15 protein-coding genes are annotated in these 15,807 nt (G+C 35.5%); 4 read left to right on the top strand and 11 right to left on the bottom strand.

The annotated features are described in order from the left end of the window. Positions 1 to 5: 5 nt before the first annotated feature. Genes hisD through D2K60_RS15400 form a run of 3 tightly spaced genes read right to left on the bottom strand, consistent with a single transcriptional unit; the run spans position 6 to position 3,030 of the window. Complete coding sequence (gene hisD / locus D2K60_RS15410; RefSeq protein ID WP_117169546.1) at positions 6 to 1,289, bottom strand: histidinol dehydrogenase; 1,284 nt, start codon at positions 1,287 to 1,289, stop codon at positions 6 to 8. Further along, positions 1,286 to 1,906, bottom strand: coding sequence for an ATP phosphoribosyltransferase (hisG, locus tag D2K60_RS15405; protein ID WP_117169547.1), 621 nt, complete (start codon positions 1,904 to 1,906; stop codon positions 1,286 to 1,288). The genes hisD and hisG overlap by 4 nt, the downstream gene beginning before the upstream one ends. Next, on the bottom strand, positions 1,903 to 3,030 hold the full coding sequence (locus D2K60_RS15400) for an ATP phosphoribosyltransferase regulatory subunit (protein ID WP_117169548.1): 1,128 nt from the start codon (positions 3,028 to 3,030) through the stop codon (positions 1,903 to 1,905). The genes hisG and D2K60_RS15400 overlap by 4 nt, the downstream gene beginning before the upstream one ends. Before the next feature lie 160 nt (positions 3,031 to 3,190). Here D2K60_RS15400 and hisJ point away from each other — a divergent pair, with 160 nt between their 5' ends. Next, the gene (gene hisJ, locus D2K60_RS15395; RefSeq protein WP_117169549.1) at positions 3,191 to 4,030 is read left to right on the top strand and encodes a histidinol-phosphatase HisJ; all 840 of its coding nucleotides are present in this window, start codon (positions 3,191 to 3,193) and stop codon (positions 4,028 to 4,030) included. 147 nt (positions 4,031 to 4,177) lie between these two features. Here hisJ and D2K60_RS21170 read toward each other — a convergent pair whose 3' ends face one another. The 8 genes from D2K60_RS21170 to D2K60_RS15360 all read right to left on the bottom strand — a co-directional run bounded on the left by D2K60_RS21170 (position 4,178) and on the right by D2K60_RS15360 (position 13,736). Next, positions 4,178 to 4,309 (bottom strand): DUF4025 domain-containing protein, encoded by a 132-nt coding sequence (locus D2K60_RS21170; RefSeq protein WP_275896246.1) that lies wholly within the window; start codon positions 4,307 to 4,309, stop codon positions 4,178 to 4,180. A 69-nt stretch (positions 4,310 to 4,378) separates the two neighbouring features. Beyond that, on the bottom strand, positions 4,379 to 5,431 hold the full coding sequence (locus D2K60_RS15390) for a C45 family autoproteolytic acyltransferase/hydrolase (RefSeq protein WP_117169550.1): 1,053 nt from the start codon (positions 5,429 to 5,431) through the stop codon (positions 4,379 to 4,381). A 19-nt stretch (positions 5,432 to 5,450) separates the two neighbouring features. Beyond that, positions 5,451 to 5,912, bottom strand: coding sequence for a flavin reductase family protein (locus D2K60_RS15385; protein WP_117169551.1), 462 nt, complete (start codon positions 5,910 to 5,912; stop codon positions 5,451 to 5,453). A 208-nt stretch (positions 5,913 to 6,120) separates the two neighbouring features. Further along, complete coding sequence (gene parC / locus D2K60_RS15380) at positions 6,121 to 8,580, bottom strand: DNA topoisomerase IV subunit A (RefSeq protein ID WP_117169552.1); 2,460 nt, start codon at positions 8,578 to 8,580, stop codon at positions 6,121 to 6,123. Positions 8,581 to 8,595: 15 nt separating this feature from the next. After that, a complete protein-coding gene (gene parE, locus D2K60_RS15375) occupies positions 8,596 to 10,548 on the bottom strand; it encodes a DNA topoisomerase IV subunit B (protein WP_117169553.1) in 1,953 nt (650 codons plus the stop codon). A gap of 231 nt (positions 10,549 to 10,779) precedes the next feature. Further along, positions 10,780 to 11,199, bottom strand: a complete 420-nt coding sequence (locus D2K60_RS15370; RefSeq protein WP_117169554.1) for a CoA-binding protein — start codon at positions 11,197 to 11,199, stop codon at positions 10,780 to 10,782. Positions 11,200 to 11,229: 30 nt separating this feature from the next. Next, positions 11,230 to 12,756, bottom strand: a complete 1,527-nt coding sequence (locus D2K60_RS15365) for an ABC transporter permease/substrate-binding protein (protein ID WP_117169555.1) — start codon at positions 12,754 to 12,756, stop codon at positions 11,230 to 11,232. Then, positions 12,756 to 13,736: an ABC transporter ATP-binding protein gene (locus D2K60_RS15360; protein ID WP_117169556.1), complete on the bottom strand. Its 981-nt coding sequence runs from the start codon at positions 13,734 to 13,736 to the stop codon at positions 12,756 to 12,758. Before D2K60_RS15360 ends, D2K60_RS15365 begins: the two co-directional genes overlap by 1 nt. A gap of 165 nt (positions 13,737 to 13,901) precedes the next feature. Between D2K60_RS15360 and plsY the strand changes: the two genes are divergently transcribed. From plsY to yidD, 3 genes are all read left to right on the top strand, one after another. Further along, positions 13,902 to 14,486 (top strand): glycerol-3-phosphate 1-O-acyltransferase PlsY, encoded by a 585-nt coding sequence (plsY, locus tag D2K60_RS15355; protein WP_117169557.1) that lies wholly within the window; start codon positions 13,902 to 13,904, stop codon positions 14,484 to 14,486. Between the two features lie 138 nt (positions 14,487 to 14,624). Continuing rightward, positions 14,625 to 15,554, top strand: coding sequence for a GTP cyclohydrolase FolE2 (gene folE2 / locus D2K60_RS15350; protein ID WP_117169558.1), 930 nt, complete (start codon positions 14,625 to 14,627; stop codon positions 15,552 to 15,554). A gap of 12 nt (positions 15,555 to 15,566) precedes the next feature. Further along, positions 15,567 to 15,803: a membrane protein insertion efficiency factor YidD gene (gene yidD, locus D2K60_RS15345; protein WP_117169559.1), complete on the top strand. Its 237-nt coding sequence runs from the start codon at positions 15,567 to 15,569 to the stop codon at positions 15,801 to 15,803. Positions 15,804 to 15,807: the final 4 nt, after the last annotated feature.

The raw sequence follows: 15,807 nt of genomic DNA, 5'->3' as shown, positions 1-15,807 counted from the left end.
CACTTTTAATTTTTCTTTAATCTTTTTTCAACTGCTCTCGCATGACCATCTAGATGCTCTTCTTTGGCGATTGTCATCACATCTTCTGATGCTTGTTTCAATGCATCTTCTGAATAATAAAGGAACGTTGTCTTCTTAATGAAATCATCGACAGATAAACCTGATGAAAATCTTGCAGTCCCTGAAGTTGGTAAGACATGATTGGGACCAGCATAATAATCTCCAAGTGATTCAGGTGTATAATGACCTAAAAACACAGAACCAGCATTTTTTATTTTCCCTAAATAATCAAGTGGATTATCCAATTGAATTTCTAAGTGTTCTGGTGCTAATTTGTTCGATAATAGAAATGCTTGGTCTAAATCATCTACTAACACTAATCCACTTTTTTCGCTTAAAGAAGCAGATGCAATATCTTTTCTAGGTAATACGGCACATTGTTTTTCCACTTCTATATTTGTCGCTTCTAATAACCTTTTAGACGTTGTAAATAAAAATGAACGCGCATTTGTGTCATGTTCCGATTGTGCGATAAGATCAGCTGCGATATAAACCGGATTTGCTGTATCATCAGCAATAATGGCAACTTCTGACGGACCAGCAATCATATCTATCCCAACATCACCATAAACGAGTGACTTAGCAGCGGCCACATAAGCATTACCTGGGCCGACAATTTTATCTACTGTTGGTACTGATTCCGTTCCGTATGTCAACGCAGCAATTGCTTGAATACCACCAATTTTGAAAATTCGATCGACACCTACAATATCAGCTGCAACAGATAAGATCGGTGCAATTTCCTCTCCATCACGTGCAGGAGTTACCATAATAACTTGTTCTACACCTGCTAATACAGCAGGAATAGCATTCATAAGCACAGATGATGGATAACAAGCTGTTCCACCAGGTACGTAAATACCCACACGTTCAATCGCTCGATATAATTGGCCAGACATTATATCACCATCTACTTGCATGAATTTTGAGGATTGTAGCTGTTTCGCATGAAACGCCTTAATGTTCTCGGCTGCTCTTGTCAGGGCATCAATTGTTTTTTGATCTACTTTAGCCCATGCATTTTTCCGTTCTTCTTTGGTAACTTCCCATTTTTTTGGTACATAACGATCAAATTTTTCAACATATTTTTCAAGGGCTTTATCACCGTTTGCACGAATATCTGCAATAACTTCTTTCGCTACTTGATAAACTTTTTCATCCGTTGCATCGGCCTCTTTCTTTGACAAAAAATCCATTTCAAACGCGCTCGGCTGATAAACAGGTATCATACCAACTCCTCCTTTTGTTTAAATGCTTGAATAATTGGAGCAAGCGCCTCTCTTTTTATTTTTAACGAAGAACGGTTTGCAATACAACGTGCGCTGAATGTAAAGAATTCTTCTTGAATAACTAATCCATTTTCCTTTAGTGTTGTACCAGTTTCTACGATATCAACAATTCCATCTGCCAGTCCTAAAATTGGAGCTAACTCAACAGAACCTTCTAGTTTAATGATTTCTACGGATTCACCTTTATTACGAAAATATTCTTTTGTTATGCCAGTATATTTACTTGCGATTTTTTTCTTTTGGTCTGGCCAAACTTTGCCTTTTTCCGTAGCAACTGCCATGCGACACTGCCCAAACGGTAACGGCAATAAATCAAAAACATCTGGTTGAAATTCTGCTAAAATATCACCACCAACAATTCCTAGGTCAGCAATACCATGCTCAACATATGTTGTTACATCTGGTCCTTTAGCAAATATAAATTGAAATTCATCCGTTTCCACACGTAATTTTCGTCCCTTATTTACAAGCGGTTCAATATCATAATCTAATGATTTGAAAAATGCGAGAAACTGTTCTTCTAATCGACCTTTCGTTAATGCAATACATGGTTTCATTCTTCTATCACCCTAAATTCTTTATTATTATCCGTTATAATTCTTACAATTTTATCATAATCATGTTCGTCCAGTATTGTATATTGAATATCGACAATACAATTTAAATAAGAAGCTCGTAAGCGCTCTGCAAAAACATGCGATTCTTCAGATGCTAGTATACAGATACTTTCTTTTTCCCCTTCATTGTTTAATTGATCCGCTAACACATCAACATCGAATGCTAAACCAACTGCAGATATTTTTTCATTAAATTGTTCATAAAGCTTATCATAACGACCACCTGAAAAACATGTAGCACCGTTTTCTTTTAAATAGCCTCGAAACATCGTACCACTGTAATACGGTAGGTTTTTAACACGTCCTAAATCTACTAATACTTCATCAATACCTAGTCCTTTTAGAACTGTAGCAAGTTGTTTCAAATGGTTTAATATTTTTACTAGACGTGGGTTACTAGCCCATATGGTTTGATATTTCTCTAATTCATCAATCGTACCGTATGCTTCAATCACTTGTGTCAGTTGATTGGCTATTACAGGGTGACCTTTATCTGCCGCAATTTGATAAACGACATCTCTACGCTTATCGTGCATTGCCTGACGTAATAGATCTTCTTCTGCTTTATTTAATTCCAATGGGCTTGTTAATTCGTCAAAGATACCTGTGTGGCCAAGTTCAATTAGATACTCCTTAATTTCTAATGCATTTAAATAAGTAACAGCAGTAAATAGACTTTCACTCTCACCTAAAAATGGTGTCGTGCGGATAATTTCAATTCCCGCTTGTCTACTTTCTATTCCATCCTTATCATTACGAAATACGGATCCTTGATAGGACCATTTTAATTGTTTTGGGTGTTGATTGATTAATGCACGCGCAATTGCTGTTGTCCAATCAGCTCGTAATACTTCTATTTCACCTTCACGATTAAACCATTTCAACATCGCGTGCAACTTCATCCCAACGTGTTCATTGGTAAACGTATTCGCATATTCCACAACTGGTGTAGAGATTGCTTTATAATTACGTGACGTTACAACATCTCGAAATATCTCATATGCTTTTGATCGATTATCTAACTTTTTCCCGATTTCATCTTGGCTTCCAGCAGGTAAAAACATTTTAGAACACATCCTATTTTCTTTATTGCGTTACCACTTTACTTTAGTAAAGCGTTTGTCTATTTATAGACTATCACGCTGTTCCTATTCTCGTCAATAAAAAACTTTTCTTTTTTAACTATACTATTTAAGATAGAATTAGGAAAGGGAGGAATGATCAATGCAAGTTACAGGAGATTTTCATGTACATACCAACTTTTGTCCCCATGGGTCATCAGATCTAATGGAGGAATACGTTTTAGAAGCAATAGAGAAGGATCTTGCTTACATATCTTTTACAGAACACGCACCTCTTCCTGTCACTTTTGTTGATCCAACACCAGAAAAGGATAGTGCAATGAGGCTTGAAGACGTTAGAAGTTATATCAAGGAAGGTAATCGCTTAAAAGAAAAATATCAAGATAAGATAACGATTTTTATTGGTTTTGAAGTTGACTTTATCGAAGGATATCAGGGAGAAACAGAACAATTCTTGAATCAATATGGTTTAGAACTAGATGACGCTATTCTATCGGTCCATATGCTAAAAGCCCCAAATGGCAGCTATGTCTGTCTTGATTATAGCGCTGAAGAATTTAAACGTATAATTGGATTATTTGGTTCTATTGATGCAGTATACAAAGCGTATTATCAAACCGTAAAACGAGCAGTTACACAAGATCTAGGAAAATATAAACCGACACGAATTGGTCATCTAACACTAATTGAAAAATTTGTGACGTTATTTCCATCAACACATCCATTTGATCATGAATTGGACGAGCTATTAAAATTAATCAAGGAAAAAGAATATCAGCTTGACTTGAATACAGCAGGTCTTTATAAAGAACATTGCAAGCGTATCTATCCAAATCAATCGGTTATTGCAAAAGCAAACCAACTTTCAATTCCATTTGTAACAGGATCAGATAGTCATGTTGCAAGAACAATTAGCCGAGGTTTCGAATTATTACCAGAAGATATATTATCCTCCCTTCCAAAAAGATTAGGAAAACGCTAGGTGAGCAGTTCACAGCTTAGCGTTTTATTTTTAATCTAAAGCCAGTTAATCTTATAGAAAATATCAGCCCATCTATATTAGCAATTGACCTTTAAATTAGAAAAAAAAAGACCAAATCTTCTTCAATTTAGTCTTTGTCAACAAATTTTATTTTTCATTTATTTGATCAATGGTACCAGCCATGAATTGATCTCTTAATTGTTCTACTGTTTCATTTAAACCTTCTTGTTCTTCATTAGCTGCATTTGACTCATTCAGTTGTTGCATATCTTTTTTCATAAAAGTAACACCTCCGTATCTTATATAAAGTATACGAAGGTGTTAGGATACTATACAGTATAACACAAATTATATACCATCAATATATGGCATTTTTTCATCTGTATCGATTACGCCTAATACTTTCTTTATTGAAGTGTCTTCACCATCTAACCAGTTTTGAAACGAAAATGGTGTGGGCTTTCGGTTGTTACCTAAAGCAAGATAAACAGCCAACTTTTTCTGGTCATAAAGTGATGTGTGCAATGTACCAGCTGATTGCAGATACTTTTTAGAATAAATTTCTTCCTCGACATTATTAAATAATTGAAATGCTTGTTCTATCGTAAGTGAAGATGTAAGTTGTTTCTCAAGTATAGCGTATCTTCGTTTTGAATCTGCCAAATGATAGCGGTTAGCTTCAGGTAACAAATCGAAATGATTCGTACTAATTTTACTTTCCTTAACACGAATAGCGTTAGCCGTTGCTTCTACAACATGTGAGTTCCCAAATTTATCAGCTAATACATAGTTAAAAGAATGACGATGTGGCACCTTTTTGATTAACGCAATGGCTTCTTCGTTTGTGGCACACTGTTCCAATAACATCCGAGTAATAATTGTCGGAATAAATCCATTCCCGCCATTTCTACGGTTTACGAAATTATAACCAACCGTAAGACCTTCTTCATTCATTCCATCTGCTCGACCTACTATCCGTTGAGACGCGCCTATCGTTGCATATCCTTTTGAAGCAAGAGGTTGATACATTACAAAGCGCCCTTCATATGTTTTAGGATGGAAATCGTAATTCCGAATTAAAAAGTTATCACCTGTTAAAATAGAGCATCCTGACCGTTTCCATTCTTGCTGATAACCACTAAAAAATGCAATTGTTTGTTCCAATGTAAAGCCAATAGCTATCGATATCCCTTTCAATTCTTCCAATAATGCAGGAAATAATTCGGTTAACCACGCTGTTGCTTCTTCTGTATTAACGACGAATCGTGGTCTTTTTGTTTGCGTATTCTGTTGTTGGTATATTTTAAAAAGGGGTGACGATAGAAGCCATTTGCCTTGTTCATAACCAAACGCTTGGTGGTCACCCCTAAACTGAATAATATCTGCATAATATTTTCTCATAAGCTTTATATCCTTTATCTTACTCACCTAATTGTTGATAGCTTCCGCTAAAATACAATAAAGGATTCCCGTCATTTATTTTCAGATCATTTACTTTTGCAATGTAAATCATGTGGTCGCCGGCTTCGACAGCAGACTCTTTTTCACAAGATAGTTGAACTAATGCATTATCTAAAACAGGAGTTCCAGCTAAATCAATAAAATTAACTGGTGTTTCTACTTCTTTTTGATTTGCATAAATCATTGATTCTTCTTTTTGGTCTTCACTTAAAATACTAATACCAAATGTATCTACCTCTAGTAAAACATCATAAATCGAAGCAGTTTTATCTATAGAAATTGCAATTAATGTTGGATCCAATGATAGTGACATAAAAGAATTAACCGTTATTCCCTTTACGTCATTTTGATAATCTGTTGATACTACTGTAATACCTGTCGCGAATTTTCCCATCGCATCACGAAATAATCGTTTCTCCATTTTAAAAACCCCTTTATCTCTATACTAACTGTTAAAATCATACCATTTATTATCTTGAATACATACTAAATTGCTTAATAAGTATAAAAAAGCAAAGCAACAGTTGTTTCTAGTTGCTTTGCTTTTTATACTTATAAGATTGTTGTAGTATTACCTTTTTTAACTGAAACAAAATTTCAAGAAAGATTCTTACTTATATCCCGTCCAATTAGTCATTTGAATCGTCAGCTTCAAACACTTTTACATAGTTTGCTTGTTTCCAAGCAGCAACAATTTCACCTTCGATATCTGTATCAATTACGAAAGATCCATTACTGTATCGATCACTTGTACTTAATTCCATTGGATATAATGGGTGATGCGTACCAGAATTCGTCATAAATTGTACGGAATCTTCTTTGTTGGTACTAACAAAACCTACGATACGGTGAGGTTTTTGCTTCAATTCGCGTAACATACTTTGACCACGTTTAGCACGCGATGACAATTCAAAATCATGTAAGGTCATTCGTTTTGCAGCACCTCTTTGTGTCATCACAACAAGATTAATGCCTGTCTTGGATTGAGTCAGTACAACACCATTTACTACTTTTTCATCGGGTTTAAGCTGAATTGCTTTCACTCCTGCTGCCCGTTGTCCGACAGGTGTTACTTCTGATTCGTGGTACCACAATCCAAGTCCTCGATCAGAAGCAATAAAGACTTCATCATTTCCTGTCGTTATTGCAACATTAACAACCTCATCATCACCTTTTAAATTGATTGCTACCAAGGCTTTTGAATAACGTTGTGCTTCATATAAATTCAATTCACTACGTTTAATCATTCCGTTTTTGGTGAAGAAAACTAGATAATTATCTTCAGAGAATTGTCTAATTGGTATTACGCGTACTATGTTTTCTCCCTTGTCAATTGCTGCGACATTTGATATATGCTGACCAAGATCTTTCCACCTTATATCCGGAAGTTTATGAACAGGTGCATAGATATATCTTCCTTTATTCGTGAAAACTAAGACTGTATCAGTCGTATTTACCTCTAGTAGACCAACCAAGTGGTCTTCCTCTTTGATTGCTAAGTCTTTCCCATTTGAAGCTGCATACGAACGTAAACTTGTTCGTTTCAAATAGCCATCTCTTGTTACAGAAACTAGCACATCTTCACTTGCAACCATTACTTCTAAATTAATCTTCAATTCTTCAATCTTATTCTCTATCTTCGTTTTACGGGGTGTTGAATACTTCTTTTTAATCTGTTTTAAATCATTTTTAATAACGGAAAATAGCTTATTTTCATCTCCTAAAATTGCTTCTAGTTCTGCAATTTTAGCACGCAATTCAGCTGCTTCTTCTTCTAAAGACGTAATATCAGTGTTTGTTAATCGATATAATTGTAAATTTACAATTGCCTCTGCTTGTTCATTAGAGAAACCATATGCTTCCTGAATACGTCTTTTTGCATCTTGTTTATCATTAGAAGCACGAATCGTCGCAATGAGTTCATCTAGAATAGAGATGGCTTTAATTAAACCTACCACAATATGTGCACGTTCTTTTGCTTTTCTCAAATCAAAGGAAGATTGTCTTGTTACAACCTCTTTTTGGTGTGCGATATATGCGTCAAGTAAGTCCGTTAAACTTAGTAACATTGGTGTCTTATCTTTTATCGCCACCATGTTAAGATGATACGTAATTTGTAAATCTGTGCTCTTATACAGAAAATGTAAGATTCCTTCGCTGTCAGCATCTTTTTTCAGTTCAATTACAATTCGAAGTCCAGTTCGATCCGTTTCATCACGAACTTCAGCTATACCTTCTACTTTTCGGTCAAGTCGTAATTCATCCATTCGTTTTACGAGAACTGCTTTGTTTATCTCATAAGGTATCTCATCTATGACGATTTGCTCTCTATTTCCACGTAATGGTTCAACTTTGGCTCTGCCTCGAACCATGATCTTTCCTTTTCCAGTTTCATATGCCGATTTTAGACCTTCGACCCCTTGGATAGTACCACCTGTAGGAAAATCAGGTCCTTTCATTATTTTCATAATTTGTTCGATTGTAATGTTTGGATTTTCAATCTTTTTAATTACCGCATCAATTACTTCATCTAAGTTATGTGGCGGCATATCTGTTGCATATCCAGCGGATATTCCAGTAGAACCGTTAACTAACAAGTTAGGAAAACGTGCTGGTAATACGACAGGTTCATTAATTGTATCATCAAAGTTCGGAATATAATCTACAGTCTCTTTATCAATATCACGTAATAATTCAGAACTAATACTAGATAGTCGTGCTTCGGTATAACGCATTGCTGCTGGTGGATCACCATCGACACTACCGTTGTTACCATGCATTTCTACTAATACATTACGAACCTTCCAAGTCTGACTTAGCCGAACCATTGCTTCATAGACGGAACTATCTCCATGTGGATGATAATTACCGATTACGTTACCTACTGTTTTAGCTGCTTTACGAAAAGCTTTATCAGCGGTATTTTTTTCTTCATGCATCGCAAACAAAATGCGTCGTTGAACTGGTTTTAACCCATCGCGTGCATCTGGCAATGCACGATCTTGAATAATATATTTACTATATCGACCAAAGCGGTCTCCAATAACATCTTCTAATGGTAAATCAAGAAATTTTTCTGTTGAAGCCAAAAATCTTACCCCCTACTAGGAATGAATGTTTTCATTATCCATTATATTTGAATCTTCTTCTAAACCAAATGCAACATTGGATTCAATCCATTTCCGTCTAGGCGCAACTTTATCACCCATCAAGGTTGTTACACGACGTTCTGCACGTGCTAAATCATCAATTGTTACACGAATTAGCGTTCTTGTTTCTGGGCGCATTGTCGTTTCCCATAGCTGATCTGCGTTCATTTCACCTAAACCTTTGTAACGTTGCAGTAAATAACCTGTTTTTAATTCTTTAGTTACTTTTTTCATTTCATCTTCATTCCAAGCATAATGAACGATTTCTTTCTTTCCCTTACCTTTAGAAACTTTATATAACGGTGGTAACGCAATAAATACTTTCCCTGATTCTATTAAAGGTCGCATATAGCGGTAAAAGAATGTCAGTAGTAAAACTTGAATGTGTGCACCATCTGTGTCTGCATCCGTCATGATAACAATTTTATTGTATTGTACATCATCCAAATTAAAATCGCCGCCGACACCAGCACCTATTGTATGAATGATGGTTGAAATCTCTTCATTTTTCATAACATCCGCAAGTTTTGCCTTTTCGGTATTAATTACTTTTCCCCGAAGTGGTAGGACAGCTTGGAATCTACGGTCTCTTCCTTGTTTAGCAGATCCACCAGCTGAGTCACCCTCGACAAGATATAATTCATTTCTTTCTGCATTTCTAGATTGTGCAGGTGTTAACTTACCGCTTAATAATAAGTCTCTTCGTTTCTTTTTCTTACCGCTACGGGCATCTTCCCTAGCTTTACGCGCTGCTTCACGAGCCTCTTTTGCTCTGACTGCTTTTTTAAGTAACATTAGCGCAATATCAGGATTTTCTTCCATGAAATAAGATATCTTCTCTGATACAACTGCATCTACTGCAGATCTTGCTTCTGATGTTCCCAGTTTTCCTTTTGTTTGTCCTTCAAATTGTAATTTTGCTTCTTGGATTCGAACCGATATGATTGCTGTAAATCCTTCTCTTATATCGTTCCCTTCCAAATTTTTATCTTTTTCTTTTAACAAGTTTGTCTTTCGTGCATATTCATTAAACACACGCGTAACACCTGATCTAGCACCCGATTCATGTGTTCCACCATCTTTTGTTCTTACATTATTAACAAAAGAAAGGATGCTTTCAGCGTAACCATCATTGAATTGAAAAGCGAAATCTACTTCCATGTCTTGGTTCTCGCCTTCAAATGAGACAACTGGGTGCAAAATATCCTTTTCTTCATTTAAATACTCGACAAACGATTTTAAGCCATCTGGATAACAGTAAGATTCAGTCTTTTCACTGCGTTCATCATGAAGAACAATTTCCAAACCTTTTAACAAAAAGGCGGATTCTCTTAATCGCTCTTCCAACATTTCTGCTTGATATGTTGTCGTTGAAAAAATTGATTTGTCAGGTTTAAAGTGAATTAATGTACCCATTTTCTTCGTTTTCCCTTGGTTTAACAATGGTTTTGTCGGGACACCACCATTATTAAATTCTTGTTTATATGTTTGTCCATCACGATAAATGGTGACCATTAAACGTTCTGATAAAGCATTAACTACAGATGCACCTACACCGTGTAGTCCTCCAGATGTCTTATAACCGCCCTGACCAAACTTACCACCTGCATGCAACACTGTTAATATAACTTCTGGTGTAGGTCTTCCGCTTCGATGTGTTCCAGTCGGCATTCCACGACCTTCATCCAATACGGAAACACTATTATCCTTATGTATTGTAACGACTATTTTGTTACCAAAACCAGCTAATGCCTCATCTACAGCATTATCAACTATTTCAAATACAAGGTGGTGTAAACCTCTTGCATCTGTACTTCCAATATACATCCCTGGGCGTTTTCGTACAGCTTCTAGTCCCTCTAGTACCTGAATTGAGTCATCTGAATAAGAGGTTGTTTGTTTACTCACTTTAATTAAGCCCCTTTCTCTTACAATTAAATCTAATATATTTATAACATATACACTAACATAAATGAATCATACATCTATTATCTTAGAACAGACGTTTGTTTATGTAAAGCTTATTTCTCCTAGTATAGCATTGATTATATAATGTAAATCTAGTTTTTTTGAAAATCATTTCATTTTTTTATCTAAAAGCAGAAAAAAATCTCTGTCGGAACAGAGATTTTTATAATACTATTTACCAATTGTAATGGCATGCGCGACTTTAATACACATATCCATAATAACTGAAAAACCTTTATTTGTTAGATCATCGTAGACATCTTTATCAAAGACACCTTGTTGTGCCCAGAAAACTTTTGCATCGGTTTTTAATGCTTGTTTCGCTATATCTTTTAAAAATATCGATCTTCTAAATACGTTAATAACATCAATTGATTCTGGTACATCTGCTAAAGATGGATAGGCTTTTTCCCCTAGTGAGGATTCAATAGACGGATTAACTGGTATTATACGATAGCCATTTGCTTGCATTGCTTTAGAGACTTGATAAGATGTTCTCTCTGGTTTATCTGATAGTCCTACTACTGCAATTGTTTTCGTGTCCTCTAAAATGTCTTTCATTGTTTCTTTGTCTGCTTGTTTGTAGTCCATTTTTTTCACTCTCTTTCTTCGTAGTCTTTTTTACTTTTCTAATAAGCCTGCTTCAACTAAAAACTCTCTAGCAACTGTAACCGGGGCTTTATCTTCAAAGTCGACTTGATAGTTCATTTCTCTCATTTCCTCATCTGTTATCTTACCCGCTAATTGATTCAATATTTCTTCTAGTTCAGGATACTGATCTAACGTCTCTTGACGCATTAAAGGTGCTCCTTGATACGGTGGGAATAAATTCTCCGTATCTTCTAGGGATCCGAGATTTAATTCTACCATATAGGAAGATGTGGAATAAGCGTCGATAATATCCACTTCATCATTTTCAATTGCTTCTTGTCTAACACCTGGTTCCATCGTTTTCACTTCGCCAAATTCGATATCATAGACATCTTGAATACCAACATAACCGTCTTCACGGTCATTGAATTCTAACGTAAAACCTGCAGTAATTTCATCATCCATTGTACGAAGATCAGCAATGGATGACAAGTTGTTTTCATCTAAGAAAGATTGCTTAGCCGACACTGTATATGTGTTATTGAATGCCATAGGTTCTAAATAAGCCATATTATATGTTGCAAACATACCTTCTTTAGCTTGTTGATATACTTCCTCGGCATCGTTACTTACTGCTTGTTCTTCTAAATGTGTTACGATCGACGTGCCTGTGAATTCAGGATAAATATCGATACTACCTTCTTGTAATGCACTAAAAACAAATGTCGTTTTGCCTAGTCCTGTTTCCAATTCAACATCTAAATCTGTTTGATCTTCAATTAGTAACTCGTACATATTGATTAGGATGGATGGTTCAGAACCTAACTTACCACCTAATACTAAATCAGGTTCTTGGTCTCGATTGATAATCCATGGTACAAAAACTAATGTCAATGCAAGGACCAACATTATGATGATGGATGTGAAAGCAGATTTTTTAGATATTTTTTCAAATAAACGTAATACTAAATCTAAAATAATCGCAAGTAATGCAGCTGGGATAGCACCTAATATAATTAGATTTATATCACCACCACGATCAATTCCAAGTAAAATTAGTTCACCTAAACCGCCCGCTCCAATTAAGGCCGCGATCGTCGTTGTCCCCACAATTAACACCATAGATGTGCGGATACCTGCCATAATAACTGGCATCGCAATTGGTAATTCGACTTTCATTAAACGTCGATACGAGCTCATCCCCATACCTGTAGCTGCTTCAATTAAAGCTGGATCCACTTCTTTTATTCCCGTATATGTGTTACGTAGAATTGGAAGTAATCCATAAACAATTAGCGCTACAATAGCTGGGGTTTGTCCAATTCCTAAGAAAGGAATTAAGAATGCCAGGATTGCTAAACTTGGAATTGTTTGCAAAACTGCTGTCACGCCTATAATTGGTTCAGCAATTTTTTGCTTTCGTGTTAATAATAATCCTAAGGGGACAGCAAGTAAAATTGCAATTAATAAAGATACAATCGATAGCTGTAAATGTTCTAGAACTAATTCGAGCACCATTCCCTGTCTGTCTTGTAATACGTCTATAAACTCAGACATTATTTAATCACCCCTTTTTCCATTTTTACTTGTTCACGTAAAAATCGAAAAATGTCTTGATAGGTTATTGTTCCGATAACTACATCTTCTTTTATAACTTGAATGGCTGTTTTTTCAGATTCCTCGAACAGTTTAACTGCATCTATCACTTGTTGGTCATACTTAATGGAAACGAGTCCCATTGTTTGTACACTAGGCTGATCAGATAACAATGCATTCGTTTGGATAACAGTATCGATCGTTTCTTGCCACGGGGAACGTTTATCCCCAATAAATTCTTTAGCAAAGTCATTCGCTGGATGTAAAATCAGCTGTTCCGGCGTACCAATCTGAATAATCTTACCGTCTTTCATTAAACAAATACGATCAGAAATTGTTAATGCTTCATCCATATCATGTGTTACAAATACAATTGTTTTTTTGATTTTTCTTTGTAAAGATTGAATATCTAATTGTAACTGTTCCCGGCTAATCGGGTCTAATGCGCTAAATGGTTCATCCATTAAAATAACATCGGGATCAGCTGCTAGTGCACGAACAACGCCTATTCGTTGTTGTTGTCCGCCTGATAGTTCATGAGGCATTCGGTTCATGAACTGATTCGGATCTAAACCAACCATGTTCAGAAGTTCTTCAGTACGTGATAGAATACTATCCTTTTTCCACTTTTTCATTTCTGGAACAATTGCAATATTTTCAGCTATTGTTAAGTGAGGAAATAAAGCAATCTGTTGTATTACATAACCAGTATTCCATCTTAACTGATGTAAATCATATGTAGAAATATCTTTACCCGCTATTTTTATCGTCCCTGCTGTTTCTTTTACTAAACGGTTAATCATCTTCAATGTAGTCGTTTTCCCACAACCACTTGGCCCGATTAAAGTTAATAACTCTCCCTCTTTAATAGTAAGTGAAAAGTCTTTGACAGCTTTAGTACCATCGGGAAATTCTTTTGTCACCTGATCAAATTCAATCATTCGTGCACCTCCATATTGTTATATAACTAATCCCCATTTTTTAGATAAAACAAACATTTTTTTAAAAATGACTTCAAAAAGCGGTTAAATAGTTGTACATGGTTATATGAATTCGTGTTAAAATAACGATACTGTATGCAGAATGAATGAAAAAGGAGTAACATTATGACTTATATATTAATTGTACTATTAGCTTATCTAATTGGTTCTGTTCCTTTTGGACTCTTAGTTGGAAAAATCGGTTACAAAACAGATATACGAGAACATGGTAGTGGAAACTTAGGTGGAACAAATACCTTTCGTGTATTAGGTAAAAAGGCTGGTATTATCGTAACGCTTGGAGATATTTTCAAGGGAACATTAGCTACTCTATTGCCGTTCATTTTTAGTTTAACAGAGATCAATCCGTTGATAATTGGTGTTTTCGCTGTTATTGGTCACATGTACCCTGTTTTTGCTAGGTTTAAAGGGGGAAAAGCAGTTGCAACTTCTGGTGGCATGTTGCTCGGACTTAGTCCAATATTATTTGGTATTATACTACTATCTTTTATAATTACACTTTACCTAAGTAAGTATGTATCTTTATCATCAATGATAACAGGCATAATTGCTATTATAGCCTCTGTTTTTATACAAGATTACGGGCTGGTAATCGTCACAGGTATATTAACACTATTTATATTTTATCGACATCGCTCCAATATTAAACGTATTCTTAATAAAACTGAACCTAAAATCAGTTGGATGTAAACAAAATGATCTGTATTTCGAGCGGAATATAGATCATTTTGTCAAATTATGCATGCTTAAGTCAAATAAATTGAAGTTTAATATGTTGTTCAGTATACTTTGAATTATCTATATGAAAGTTTGAAAGGGGGCATCATTATGGACGCACATACACACCATAAAAAAGTTTTACCAAATAAGTCAGAAAGACATACTTTATTTGGATCTGTTAATCCTGGACCAAAAACGAAACCAATTGAAAAAGATCAAATGCCTGATCTTCAAAATACGCAAAATGATTTTTTGTTTGATTTAGATGCTGTTGGGATCGCTAACGTAAAACATCCTATCCAAATCACGAGTAAAATGGAACCCGCTTTACAAACAACAATTGGTACATTCACTTTTACTTCTAGCATTACAAAAGACAGTAAAGGGACTAACATGAGTCGTTTCACACAACAATTACAAGAATACCATGCAGATGGTTCATTTACCTTAACGCTTACTAATTTGAAAAAGTTTGCTGAAGAATTAGCAACTCGTTTAAAACAAAGGGATGCATTTGTAGAAGTAACTTTCCCTTGGTTTTTTGAAAGGAAAGGTCCCTCTGCTAATTTTTCCGGACTAAATCATGCTGATGCTACGATCCGTCTACAGTATGACACTGAATTAGGCTATGAAATAACTGTTGGATTGACTGGTACAGTTACAACTTTATGCCCTTGTTCAAAAGAAATCAGTGAATACAGTGCACACAATCAACGTGGTAAAATCACAATTGAAATTGAATTGACTGAAGATTTTGATGAAGACCAAATAGATTGGAAATATGCTTTATTGGAAGCTGCTGAAAGTAATGCAAGTGCACGCATTCATCCTGTTTTAAAACGGCCTGATGAAAAGATGGTGACCGAACAAGCTTATGAAAATCCACGCTTTGTAGAGGATATGGTTCGTTTAGTTGCTGCTGATTTGTATGAATATTCATTTGTTCAAGCATTTTATGTTGGTTGTCGCAATGAAGAATCGATTCATTTACACGATGCAATTGCTTCCGTAACTTATGATAAACATGCCGAACAGTAAAGAAGGGCTACGATGAAATATCTTTTTCTTGGAATCATTCGAGTTTATCAAAAAATTATAAGCCCAATTAAACCACCAAGTTGTCGTTTCTACCCCACTTGTTCGCAATACGGTATGGAAGCAATTGGACGATTTGGTGCAATCAAAGGTGGCTATCTAACGATAAAGCGGATCATTAAATGTCAGCCATTTCATTCAGGTGGTTTTGATCCTGTACCAGAAAAACACAAAAAACGCGAATCTAGATGAGATT

The sequence above is a fragment of the Paraliobacillus sediminis genome, from assembly GCF_003426055.1.
The sequence above is the reverse complement of the archived record's forward strand: the minus strand, read 5'-3'. Positions and strand labels throughout refer to the sequence as shown.